The sequence below is a fragment of the Aliivibrio finisterrensis genome, assembly GCF_008933155.1.
GTDB classification, from domain to species: domain Bacteria; phylum Pseudomonadota; class Gammaproteobacteria; order Enterobacterales; family Vibrionaceae; genus Aliivibrio; species Aliivibrio finisterrensis.
In genome coordinates this window covers 44,433-57,879 of the sequence record NZ_WBVP01000018.1, presented here as the reverse complement: position 1 = coordinate 57,879, position 13,447 = coordinate 44,433, and the positions used below count along the sequence as shown (strand labels likewise).

General features: G+C 35.4%; 6 protein-coding genes. 4 read left to right on the top strand and 2 right to left on the bottom strand.

The genetic code is table 11. The features are described 5' to 3' along the window. The first annotated feature begins 178 nt into the window (after positions 1–178). From ydiJ to F8B77_RS14340, 4 genes are all read left to right on the top strand, one after another. Positions 179–3,211, top strand: a complete 3,033-nt coding sequence (gene ydiJ / locus F8B77_RS14355; RefSeq protein WP_151656037.1) for a D-2-hydroxyglutarate dehydrogenase YdiJ — start codon at positions 179–181, stop codon at positions 3,209–3,211. 160 nt (positions 3,212–3,371) lie between these two features. Next, positions 3,372–4,964, top strand: coding sequence for a tetratricopeptide repeat protein (locus F8B77_RS14350; protein ID WP_151656035.1), 1,593 nt, complete (start codon positions 3,372–3,374; stop codon positions 4,962–4,964). 128 nt (positions 4,965–5,092) lie between these two features. Then, entirely contained in the window at positions 5,093–5,509 is a 417-nt protein-coding gene (locus F8B77_RS14345; protein WP_151656033.1) for a CBS domain-containing protein, read from the top strand. Between the two features lie 148 nt (positions 5,510–5,657). Beyond that, entirely contained in the window at positions 5,658–7,970 is a 2,313-nt protein-coding gene (locus F8B77_RS14340) for a zinc/cadmium/mercury/lead-transporting ATPase (RefSeq protein WP_151656031.1), read from the top strand. A gap of 58 nt (positions 7,971–8,028) precedes the next feature. Here the strand turns inward: F8B77_RS14340 and F8B77_RS14335 are convergent, their stop codons facing one another. Next, positions 8,029–10,587 carry an HD-GYP domain-containing protein gene (locus F8B77_RS14335; RefSeq protein WP_151656029.1) on the bottom strand — a complete coding sequence of 853 codons (2,559 nt, stop codon included), beginning with the start codon at positions 10,585–10,587 and terminating at the stop codon, positions 8,029–8,031. A 270-nt stretch (positions 10,588–10,857) separates the two neighbouring features. Then, the gene (locus tag F8B77_RS14330; protein ID WP_151656027.1) at positions 10,858–13,380 is read right to left on the bottom strand and encodes an HD-GYP domain-containing protein; all 2,523 of its coding nucleotides are present in this window, start codon (positions 13,378–13,380) and stop codon (positions 10,858–10,860) included. Positions 13,381–13,447: the final 67 nt, after the last annotated feature.

Here is a 13,447-nt window from a genome sequence, read left to right as displayed (position 1 = left end):
GGTCTGCGCGGTGTATCTGCCTACTTATTTTTAAATGAGAAACAAGACTGATAGGCAAAAAGACAAATATTTAGCCGATATAGCATAGGTTAGATGTTTTATCCATTCGAGATGTTGTAAAGTGTGTATAGAACAACATAATGACGCTGAGGATCAGCGATTAAAGGAGCATGGAGCAATGTTACCAGTATTACCATTCCAATCTACTATTGACCCCAAAGTAGTTGGTTATTTAGAAGCATTAAAGAAAACCGATTTTAGTGGTGATATCGAAACAACCTATTCGAGTCGTTTAGCCGTATCAACCGACAACAGTGTTTATCAACAATTGCCACAGGCGGTATTGTTGCCAAGAACCACTAAAGACGTTGAGTGCCTAACCAAATTAGCAAACCAAGAACAGTATAAAAGCATCACATTTTCTCCTCGTGGTGGTGGAACAGGCACAAATGGACAGTCATTAACAAAAGGCATTGTGGTCGATTTATCACGCCATATGAATAACGTTCTTGAGATCAATATTGAACAAGGCTGGGCGAAAGTTCAAACCGGTTTAATTAAAGATCAATTAAATGATGCACTTCGACCTCATGGTTTTTTCTTTTCACCTGATTTATCAACCAGTAACCGTGCAACCATTGGTGGGATGATTAATACCGATGCATCGGGGCAAGGTTCACTTAAATATGGAAAAACCTCCGATCACGTATTAGGAATTACAGCCGTTCTTGCTAATGGCTCGTATTTAAATACAGAGCTCACTTATGATGAACAGCCAGAACCTATACAGTCTGTTTTAGATGTTACTGCTGGGGTTTGTCGCCAAAATCGTCAAAAAATAGAAGAGAAGTTCCCTCCATTGAATCGTTTTTTAACGGGATACGATTTAAAAAACGCATTAAATACAGAAACCGATCAATTCGATATAACGCGAGTGTTATGTGGTGCAGAAGGGTCATTAGCCTTTTTAACCGAAGCTAAAGTCAATATCACGCCTATTCCAAAAGCCAGAACCTTAATCAATGTAAAATATGATACGTTTGATGCTGCATTACGAAATGCGCCATTTATGGTTGAGGCTAATGCGCTTTCTGTTGAAACCATCGACTCAAGAGTATTGAATTTTGCAAAGCAAGATATTGTTTGGCATAGCGTTAGTGATTTAATTACTGATGTTCCAAGCAAAGAAATGCTTGGCTTAAATATGGTGGAGTTCGCAGGAACGGAGCCGAAAGTGGTTGAACAGCAAGTTTTGGATCTTATCGCAAAGTTAGAGCAACTTATTGAATCAGAAGCTGCCGGTATTATCGGTTATCAAATAACGCAAGATGTTGCCAGTATTGGTCGTATTTATACGATGCGAAAAAAAGCCGTGGGTTTATTAGGCGCAACAAAAGGTGCTGCTAAGCCTGTTGCCTTTGCTGAAGATACTTGTGTGCCACCAGAGAACTTGGCTGATTTTATTCAAGAGTTTAGAGCGTTATTAGATTCACATAAGCTGAACTACGGGATGTTTGGCCACGTTGATGCTGGGGTACTGCATGTTCGTCCTGCGTTAGATATGTGCGATCCAAAACAAGAAGCATTAATGCATACCATTTCAGATCAAGTGGTTGCTTTAGTGTCAAAATACGGCGGTTTAATGTGGGGGGAGCACGGTAAAGGCTTTCGTTCAGAATACGGACCTGAGTTTTTTGGTGAAGAGCTATTTATTGAGTTACGTCGCGTGAAAAGTGCTTTTGACCCTCACAATAAAATGAATCCGGGAAAAATCTGTACGCCGTTAGACAGTAATGATGAATTAGTTAAAGTAAGTGATACAAAGCGTGGATATTATGACCGCCAAATTCCAATTGAAGTAAGAGATAGCTTTAATCAAGCGATGGAATGTAATGGTAATGGTTTGTGCTTTAATTATGAAACAAGCTCACCAATGTGCCCATCAATGAAAGTAACAGCAGATCGTCGTCACTCTCCAAAAGGCCGAGCAGGGCTTGTTCGTGAATGGTTACGTCAATTATCAGAGCAAGGCATTGATCCTGTTGAGCTAGAACATGAACTTTTAACAAAGCGTCCATCAATTAAGCAAATCATTGATCGCATTCGAAATCGAATGAATAAAGACAAAGAATACGATTATTCGCATGAAGTGCATGATGCAATGATGGGCTGCTTAGCCTGTAAAGCGTGTGCAAGTCAGTGTCCAATTAAAGTTGATGTTCCAAGTTTTCGTTCGCGTTTTTTAAATATCTATCACAGCCGTTACCAGAGACCAATAAAAGACTACATGGTTGCAAATATTGAAACCATGCTACCTATCATGGCTAAAATCCCTAAAGTAGTTAATGGTGTATTGAAGCAACCAGTAACTAAAACGTTGACGAAAAAAACATTAGGTTATGTTGATATGCCTTTACTATCGATTCCCACGTTAACTGAGCGTTGTCAAAAGAAAGATATTCCTCAGTTTAATCTAGAAGAATTGAAAGGTTTTTCTGAAAAGGAGCGTCAGAAGCATGTCCTGATTGTTCAAGATCCGTTCACTAGTTACTATGATGCAGGAGTCGTGAGTGATTTTGTTGAACTCATTCAACGACTTGGATTGAAGCCAATATTGTTGCCATTTAAACCAAATGGTAAAGCACAACATGTAAAAGGTTTTTTAAAACAGTTTACAACCACAGCTCAAACAACAAGTGAGTTTTTAAATCAAGTTTCTGAATTAAAAATACCAATGGTTGGCGTAGATCCTGCATTAGTTCTTTGCTATCGGGATGAATACAATGAAATTTTGGCGGATAACCGTGGTGATTTTACAGTTTTGACAGTGCATGAGTGGTTGTATCCTAAACTATCTTCTTTTGATAAAGCGACGGTGTTTGATACAAGGCCTTGGCAATTATTTGCCCATTGTACTGAAAAAACTAAAATGCCAAATGCTGAAAAGGAATGGGGAGAGATATTTACTCATTTTGGATTAACATTAAATACGGTCCCGGTAGGTTGTTGTGGTATGGCTGGTACTTATGGACATGAAGCGGATAAATTAGAGAGCTCAAAAGCAATTTATGATTTAAGTTGGAAAGGTAACTTAGCTAATTTAGATAAAGAGCGCTGTCTGATCACTGGGTACTCATGCCGAAGTCAAGTAAAGCGCTTTGAAGGAGAGCAATTGCAGCATCCTTTACAAGCGATATTGACGAATATTTAAATAGCTTAATTCTGCGTTATTTTGTGATAAAGTAGCGCAGAATTTCCGTGAGTTAGTTCACGTTATTTTGCATGTATGTTGATTTTATATGTAATTTAGGGTTTTTATATTTACAGGTTGGTATGTTGTTGGTGTTACTTTTGTTAGAGTTATATGATAAATGAGCAGTGCTGAGTTAATTAGACGCATTCCACAAATGAATGTGTTGGTTTTTACTGAAAAAAGAGAGCGTAGTACTCAGATCCGTCAGTTTTTTCAGAAAGCAGGCTTTAAGAGTGCTGATTCTTTTAATGTCAGTATGAGAGCTTCAGAATTACCTGTTTATGACTATTATTTTATTGAATACCATTATGCTGATCATGAAGTAATTTGTGAGATAGTTAACCACGCTCGTGAAAAAGCTAAGTTTGGTAAACGTCCTATTTTTATTATCGACATTGATAATGATGACTCACTAGTTGATGATATTAATGCAAGAGAGCTTTTTCCTGATTTTGTTGTTAATAGTCCAATTAATTTTGGTTATATAGATGATTTAATTAAAAAATCCTTTAATTTAACCTTACTTATAGAAAAGTTAGTGGGCGAAGTCAAAGGATCTCAATCCGCTTTTATTCAGCGCGCACAGACTTATCCTGGAACGTATAAAAATCGAATGTTACTCAATATGACTCTAGAAGAGTTGTATAAAGCGAAAGATTTTTCAACTTTTAAAAAAGTGTATCAGCGTCACGACAAAAGTGAAATAATGCCTCAGAATTTAATGGCGTATTGTCATGTGGTAGAAAAACCAAAAGCAATCCCTGTTCTTGAGCTTTTACTTCGTTCGAAAAAGTATTTATTCAAAGCAAACTTAATGCTTGCTGATATTTATACTGAAGCAAAACAGCTATCTAAAGTCCAAGCTTCTTTAGCAAAAGCTTTTGAACATAATCCAAAAAATGACAATGCTTTCTATTCTTATTTAAAATTTATCATTGAAAATAATGAACCCGCATTAATACATAATATGGTAATGAAACGTTTTTATCATATAGGTATTAATCCTACGACATTAAATCGTATGATCATGGATATTGCAGACATTGTTTACAAGTCAAATATGACCTTAAATAAAGATCAGTATCGTCGTTATTTTGGGCAACTTATCATTACGCTAAAAAAACGTATAGCGATGGATAAGCGTGATGAACTACAGGGTTATATTAATATTTTTATTGCTCGTCAATTGTACAAACAAGGTAAGCGTTATAAAGCCAAGGCAATAGCGACGACTTGTTATCACCGCTTTTTATCTGAGCGAAAAGTAGCATCAGATGAGTTTCGTGTTGCTGCTTTTGGTGTATTAGCAATGTCAGGCGAGGTAAAACTGTGTGTTGGTCTATATAAAATATTTGATCAAGCGAACCTAAAAAAGAATGCGCCTCAGTTGTTACAGCAAGGTATGACGCATTTTCAAAAATTAAATAAAGTTTACCAATGGCTAAGAGGACAAACGTCTTCAGATGGTAATAAAGCACAGTTGATTAAAATTGGTCAAACGTACCCTTATTCATCAGACTTAAACTACATGCTGCTTACTCTAACGCTAAAAGGTAAAAATTTGATGAAAGATCCTGAAAACATTAAACAATGTTTGACGGTGATTCATCGAATGGAAAGAACAAATAACACCGCAGGGTATGAAAACGTAATGTCATCCGTTGAACAAAATAAGAAAATCTTAATTGATGTTTTGTTGGGTGGTTCATAGATTTAGCTAATTTTTTACTCAATAGGTTTCATCCATCACAGAGATAGGAAAGAGTGATTTAGCTTTTTCCTAAAAATAGTCCACACTTAAGTTATCAAAACTGATTGATAGCACGTTAGGGGGCTATGATGGAAAATAAAAAAGTAAAACAATACATGAGCGCACGACCTCTTTATTTGACAGCGGATATGTCATTATCAGCGGCTTTGGATCAATTTATTACTTCGCAGCATATTGGCGGCCCTGTTGTAAATGAACAACGTGAAGTGATTGGCTTCATTTCAGAGCAGGATTTGATTAAGTCGCTAATTGGTGTAAGTTACCATTGCCAAGACACGCACGTTGTTGCAGATGTAATGAAAACAGAAGTACTTACGGTTACCCCTGAAGATACCATTATTGATTTAGCTCAGACCATGACAGATAACAAACCTAAAATTTACCCTGTAGTAGAAGAAGGTAAATTAGTTGGAATAATCACTCGTCGAAATGTACTTCAGGCATTGAGTGAGTCAATTGGACATTGTTTCAAACATCCAGTGTAGAAATTATAGCTATAAAATTTGATATAAATAAAATAAGACACTTCGGTGTCTTTTTTTATATGTGAGTAAATTTATTCTTGACCCTGGAGTTAGCTCTAAGGTCTATAGTTAGTGTAGACAAACTAAACTTAACAGAAAGGATTTTCTCATGTGTACTGCTCATAAAACCACTCATAGCCAAGATCATAAGCATAACCCATCAAGCTCATGCTGTGCTGCACCAAAAATCACTGCGATAAAGGCAGAAAGCGCGGTAGTTGATTGCTGTAGCAGCGTCGATAAAGCAACAGATACGGACTCATGTTGTGGAAGTGATCCTGGAGAGTCGGACCCCCTAGTTGTCACCGCTAAAACATCGAATAACGGTTCGTTATCTCGCAGCTGGCTTATTGCAGATATGGATTGCCCAAGCTGCGCTGCAAAATTGAAAAAAGCCATTCTTGCCATCCCAGAAGTTATTGATGCAAAGGTAATCTTTGCGACAGAGAAACTGAGCGTAAGAACAAATAGTGAAGCTGTATTTGCTCAGGTTATTAGCGTTGCTAAGACTACGGGATTTCCCTTGTCCGATATGGGTTCGAAAAGTACATCTGAGACCGAATCTCAGCCATTTTGGAAAAAAAATTTACTGCTATTAATCTTGGTTGCCTTTTTAGTTATTGCAACGGGTATTAATTTAGTCAATAAAGAGCTAGGTACTATCGCATTCACTGTTGCTGGCTTGTTTGGTTTAATTCCTATTGGCCGTAAAGCCATTCGTTTAGCAAAAAATGGTTCCCCATTCTCAATCGAAACTCTAATGACGGTAGCTGCAATCGGTGCTGTTTATTTAGGTGAAACGGTAGAAGCGGCCATGGTTATCTTATTGTTTATGTTAGGTGAACAATTAGAAGGCTACGCATCGGCGAAAGCAAGAAGTGGCGTGAAAGCATTAATGGATTTAGTGCCAGATACTGCATTGCGAATCAATAACGATGGTACAAAAGAAGAAGTAGCAGCATCAGAATTAAACGTAGGAGATAAAGTTCAAGTTTCTCCAGGCGATCGTTTAGCCGCAGATGCGATTTTACTTTCTGAATTCGCTTCTTTTGATGAAAGTGCTTTAACAGGTGAATCTGTACCTGTTGATAAGAAGGCAAACGATCCATTGATGGCAGGTTCTATTGTTAATGATCGTGTCATTGAAATTCAGATAACATCAGCTCAAGGTGAGAATGCAATTGATCGTATTCTTCATCTAATAGAAGAAGCAGAATCACGTAAAGCCCCATTAGAGCGTTTTCTGGATAAGTTCAGTCGTTGGTACACACCAGCAATGATGCTACTGTCGCTATTAGTTATCATTATTCCACCGCTGATGTTTGGTCAGTCATGGGATACATGGATTTATCGAGGTTTAGCAATGCTATTGATTGCTTGTCCTTGTGCGTTAGTGATTTCTACGCCAGCAGCCATTACATCTGGTCTAGCAACTGCGGCAAAACGTGGTGCATTAATTAAAGGGGGCGCTGCATTAGAAGAGCTTGGTCATATTCAAAACATCGCATTTGATAAGACGGGGACGCTAACTCAAGGTAAGCCAGTATTAACTGATATTCGTGTTTTAGTTGAAGCTGAAACTGAAGAAAGTATTTTATTTCAATCAGCAGCGGTTGAAATGGGCTCATCTCATCCATTAGCAAGAGCCGTAGTAATAAAAGCGCAAGAACAAGGGTTAACTGTTATTGAAGCCGATGAGCGTGAGACAGTTGTTGGGAAAGGCATTAAAGGAACTGTTAATGATCAACATATTGAACTGTATGCCCCGCAGCAGTTTGATGGTGAGGTTATTCCTGAAATCGAAAGTCAAATATCGTTCTTAGAGCAACAGGGTAAAACGGTTGTACTTGTGCTGATTAATAAGCAGATCTCTGGATTATTAGCGTGGCGTGATGAACTTCGTCCTGATGCTAAAATGGCTGTAGAAAAGTTAGTTAAATTAGGTATAAAACCAATCATGCTTACTGGCGATAACGAACGCGCAGCAAAAGCGATTGCTGAAGAGTTGAATATTGACTATAAAGCGGGTTTATTGCCATCAGACAAAGTGAAATACGTTGAGTTGTTAACTGCACAGGCAAAAACAGCAATGGTCGGTGATGGTATTAATGATGCACCAGCAATGAAGACTGCTTCTATTGGTATTGCAATGGGTGGAGGAACAGATGTTGCCCTTGAAACCGCAGATGCGGCATTAACTCATAACCGATTAGAAGAACTAGCACCAATGGTTGCGCTATCAAAAGCAACACTGAGTAACATTCATCAGAACATTACTCTAGCGCTTGGTTTGAAAGCAGTATTCTTAGTGACAAGTTTGTTTGGCATTACTGGTTTATGGGTTGCTGTGCTAGCTGACAGTGGTGCAACAGCCTTAGTTACCTTAAATGCACTTCGTTTACTGCGATTTAAAGAAAAATAATATTATTTCGAGATTAATCATGAAATAGGTAAAGCCAACAGTTTTCTGTTGGCTTTTTTTATGAATATGCGATTTCAATTAATTCTTGAATGTTTACCTCATCAATTTGTTCAGAGCTTAAAAACTTATCTGCATAGTTTAAGTAAACTTCATCTGTTAAAAATAAGTTAAACAAGGAAGCATCAATATGTTCATTTTTTGCCATAAAAGCTAATATTTTTAAGGATTCAGATAGTGTTTTAGGTGTTTTATAAGGACGATCACTAGCGGTTAATGCTTCAAATATGTCTGCGATAGCCATCATTCTTGCTGTGATAGGCAGTTCCGATGCTGGAATACCATAAGGGTATCCTTTTCCTGACATTTGTTCATGATGGCCTCCTGCAATGAGAGGTATATTTTTTAGATGGTCAGGATAGGGCAGCGCTTTGAGCATATTAATCGTTTGAATAATATGATCATTAATTAAAAAACGCTCTTCATTGGTTAGAGTGCCGCGTTGAACTGCGAGATTGTATATTTCACCATGATTAAATTTGAATGGGTGCGGTTGTAGATTAAATTGTTCATCTGTTTTTCTGTTTTGATCCCAAGGAATAAGGTGGTTACTGTTATTTTGTAAAACCGTTTCAATTGAAGGTGTTTGCTTATCGTTATCCGAGAGTAACTGTGTTTCTTCCCATGATAGCCCTAGTCGTTTATCCAAAGTTCGAGTAAAAGTTCTTGTAGCAAGGTTATGTAAACGATCAACATTGTCATCGTGATAAAACTCATCACCTAGGTTAGATTGAGCAATAAAAGCAAATTCTTCCTCTAGTTCTTTTATTGTTTTGAGATAGTTTTCTTGTAATAAAGTAGTATTTGACTCGTCATCAATAATGCTTTTTAAATATGTGATCTCAGCGTCTCTTTTGAGCACTTCATAACGAGTTCGTATTTCATGAATACGGTTAGTAAACATGTCTAATTTTGTCGCTTTATCAATAACGTGATCAGCTGTTGTTAATTTTCCACAATCATGGAGCCAAGCAGCGAGGTAGAGTTCTTCCCATTCTTGCCCACTTAAAGCAAAGTCTTTCCATTCGACTTGGTTCTTTTGAGCCGCTTTAGCTAACATAAGAGTTAACTCTGGTACTCGTTGGCAATGATTTGCAGTATGCGATGATTTTGTATCAATGGCGGAAGCTATGGATTGAGTAAAGGCGGTAAATAATGCTTTTTGCTGCATAAGAAGGTTATGCTTTCTGATAGAAATAGAAATTATATGAACTAAGCGTTCTATAAATGCAAGAGTATCATTGCTCAGGTTATTCTCAGGAGTAACACTTATCTGTAAGCATCCGTTAATTTCATTTCTATCATTAAATAAATTGAAATTATGCACAATATGTTCATTTTCTAATAATTTTTTGTAATAAGATTTATTTTTATCTTTGTCTTCAATGTTTATTTTGCTAATCCCTTCATAACAAATGAATTCTCCATCTATATTTTTAGTAAATAATTTGCTTTTACCATTAGTGATTTTATCAATTTGTTTAACTACAGAAAGCCCAAGTTGAAATATGTTATCGGTTCTAGAAATAATTATTATTTGAGAAAGGATATTGTCAGTAGTTAAACTTATTAACTTCATGGAATCACTAAGTTTTTGTATTTCTTTGATGTTGCTGTTTTTATATTTTTGATTTTTGAATTCAAATCTCATTATTTTATGTGCATTTTCAATGAGATTGTTAATCTTTGATGATAAGTTATATGATATGTAGATTAAAATAATAAAACAAAAAATTGAATACATAATAATTTGTTTAATAAGTGAATCCAGAATTGGTGTTAGATTTTTTAAAATTACGTGGGTAGGAATTAAAGTAATAAATTCAAGGTTTGAATTTCTAAAAGAGTTTGTTTTAATGTTGTAATCAACTTCATATTTAGATGCCTTACTCTTGTTTTCCAATATAAAAGAGGTAATTTCATTATCATTAAATGGGATGTTTTTATTTGAATGGTATAAAAAGCTACTATTCATACGGTCATAAATATGAAAGCTAACATCCGTATTATTTAATAACTCCCTGTCAATAGTATTGAACACATTAGCCGTTGATATCTCAATCACTATTTTTTGTTGATTATTTCCATGAATACCTAAGTAACTTAAGTAGATATGGTTATTTAGATGTAAATAATGATTGTCTTCAGCATATCTCCAGTGAGATTGTAAAAAGGACTGGTCAACAGGAGTGATATTTAATAGTTTATCAATGTAGGTTATACGGATACCTTGATCATTTGAATCATATAAATAAATACTAACCAATGAAGGTACTTGATGAAAATCATTAATTAGATTTTTTCTTAGCTGTGGTGAGGGATTGTTAAACGTTAAAGTCGGATTTTCTTTTAGTTCCTCTGAAATATGATTAATCTGATTAATTGTTGATTCAATATTTATTCTAATAAGTTTGTAATGCAACTCGATGACATCTTTAACGTGACGTTGAGATAGCTCTGATGAAGAGGTCTTAATGACAAAATACAAATGGGTGCACCCAATAATAAATAACCCACCAAATACAATGATCAAGTAGTTTTTTAACGAAAGACTACGCATAGAGTTCACCTTCAAAAGCCTTATCTTTTTAAAGACAGTATTCAAACAACTAAAAATATTATTTTATATATTTTAGGTTATAGTTCCATCAATATTATTTACGATACCACCAGAATAAATAGTATGTAAAAATGTTAACCTTACATAAAAGTGTGATTCTAATTGGTTTTTCTTGCGAGAGTATATACTATCAACATTCCTTTCGGGATCTTAATCACACTAATGTAAGGGCGTTTGGATAAGGTAACTTCATCTAATCAAATATAACTATCAAGATATTGAAATTTCAATTAATTCTTGAATGTTTACCTCATCAATTTGTTCAGAGCTTAAAAACTTATCTGCATAGTTCAGGTAAACTTCATCTGTTAAAAATAAGTTAAACAAGGAAGCGTCAATATGTTTATTTTTTGCCATAAAAGCTAATATTTTTAAGGATTCAGATAATGTTTTAGGTGTTTTATAAGGACGATCACTAGCGGTTAATGCTTCAAATATGTCTGCGATAGCCATCATTCTTGCTGTGATAGGCAGTTCCGATGCTGGAATACCATAAGGGTATCCTTTTCCTGACATTTGTTCATGATGGCCTCCTGCAATGAGAGGTATATTTTTTAGATGGTCAGGATAGGGCAGCGCTTTGAGCATATTAATCGTTTGAATAATATGATCATTAATTAAAAAACGCTCTTCATTGGTTAGAGTGCCGCGTTGAACGGTGAGATTATATATTTCACCATGATTAAATTTGAATGGGTGCGGTTGTAGATTAAATTGTTCATCTGTTTTTCTGTTTAGATCCCAAGGTATAAGGTGGCTACTGTTATTTTGTAAAACCGTTTCAATTGAGGGTGTTTGCTTATCATTATCCGAGAGCAGCTGTGTTTCTTCCCATGATAGCCCTAGTCGTTTATCCAAAGTTCGAGTAAAAGTTCTTGTAGCAAGGTTATGTAAACGATCAGCATTGTCATCGTGATAAAACTCATCACCTAGGTTAGATTGAGCAATAAAAGCAAATTCTTCCTCTAGTTCTTTTATTGTTTTGAGATAGTTTTCTTGTAATAAAGTAGTATTTGACTCGCCATCAATAAGGCTTTTTAAATATGTGATCTCAGCGTCTCTTTTGAGTACTTCATAACGAGTTCGTATTTCATGAATACGGTTAGTAAACATATCCAGTTTTGTGGCTTTATCTATTACGTTATCAGCGGTGGTTAGCTTACCGCAATCGTGCAGCCAGGAAGCAAGGTATAATTCTTCCCACTCCTCATCACTCAATGAAAATTTACTCCATTGATTTTGATTTTCTTGTGCTGCTTTTGCTAGCATTAATGTTAATTCTGGTACCCGTTGACAATGGCCTGCGGTATGAGGAGATTTTGCATCAATGGCAGAGGCAATCGATTTAGTAAAAGAAAGTAAAAGAGATTTTTGTTGCTCTAGAAGTTTATGTTTATCAATGGATACTGCGATTATTTGCACTAAACGCTCAATAAATAATAATCGGTATTTAGGGACGGTATGATTAAGTGGAACTTCAATGACTAGGCAGCCAATGAGCTTTTTCTTATCATTATGTAAATTGAAGTAATGGACAGAGGCTTCACAGTAATAAGATTGATCTTGATTCTTGATAGGGATCTTTTTCTTACCTTCGATACTGCTTAATGTATTGTCGTTATCCGTTATATAAAGATAACTGTGACCTGTCGTAATCTTATGGATTTTTTTATCAACAATCGCTCCTAATTGAAATAAATTACCACTTTTTGCAATGATGAATACCATTTTTAAAATATCATCAATAGTTTGATCCATCGTTTCAAGCGTGCTGCTCATATTATGAATTTCTTTAACAATCGAATCTTGCTTCTTTTGTTGATTGAATTGGAAGTGATTTATTTTTTGCGCGTTTTTAAACAATGTAACTAATCGATTTGATATGTAAGAAGAGGATAAAAATATAATCAATATCGCGAGAAATATGTAGGCGATGACATTCAAAAACAAATCATTAGATATAATATCAAAATTATGATTAATAACACTTTCAGGAATGAGAGATACAAAATACAGAGATCTACGATTTAATTTGTGGACAAAAGCCGTATAGGAAGAACCATCTAGGGAGACCGTCTCATGCTTATCATGTAGCACGCCTTGCAGCTGCGAATAAGATAAAGGTGTAGGGACATGGTCAGAGTAAATTATTTCTTTTAGCTGGTAATCGTAGAGATAAAACCCGACATTTCTTTTATTTACAAGTTCGTGATCTATGGTTTCAAAAAAAATTGCGGTTGAAATTTGTAAAATAATTTTGAGATTCGTATTTTTAGAGCGACTTAAATATAGATATTCATTATTAAAGGTATATGTTTCATTTGTTTTCCACATCTCCTCCAATGATAATCTTGTTGCTATTTCTGCTTCGATGCCGCCATCAATATTTTTTAAATTAATACCATTATTCTCAATGTCATAGATATATACATTAGTTAATGCAGGAGAGTGAGAGAAAGCGGAAGAGATAAATTTGATGAGCGATGGGGGAATATTATTAATATCCAATGAGCTTAGATCAGATATCTCTTCTGCTAATGCGTCTATTTGGTAGATAGTGAAGTTTACATTATTACTGATTATTTGCTGGTGAAGTTCGGCAACATCAGAGATGTGCTCACTTGATAGTTTCGTAACGGCGTTTTTTATATTGGTATATAAATGTGCGGAAAACAGGGCGAAAATAGTCGTAAAAATAATAAATAAGTACGTTTTTAATGATATCCGTCTCATTATATCTTCCTTTTAAAATTGATTTGACCATCTAACATTTAATTTAGTGCATAAAAGCACATAAAAC

Bases quoted from the DNA above. Each gene is read 5' to 3' on its own strand.
- F8B77_RS14350 (WP_151656035.1), top strand. From the start codon at position 3,372: ATGAGCAGTGCTGAGTTAATTAGACGCATTCCACAAATGAATGTGTTG.
- F8B77_RS14345 (WP_151656033.1), top strand. From the start codon at position 5,093: ATGGAAAATAAAAAAGTAAAACAATACATGAGCGCACGACCTCTTTAT.
- F8B77_RS14335 (WP_151656029.1), bottom strand. From the start codon at position 10,587: ATGCGTAGTCTTTCGTTAAAAAACTACTTGATCATTGTATTTGGTGGG.
- F8B77_RS14330 (WP_151656027.1), bottom strand. From the start codon at position 13,380: ATGAGACGGATATCATTAAAAACGTACTTATTTATTATTTTTACGACT.
- ydiJ (WP_151656037.1), top strand. From the start codon at position 179: ATGTTACCAGTATTACCATTCCAATCTACTATTGACCCCAAAGTAGTT.
- F8B77_RS14340 (WP_151656031.1), top strand. From the start codon at position 5,658: ATGTGTACTGCTCATAAAACCACTCATAGCCAAGATCATAAGCATAAC.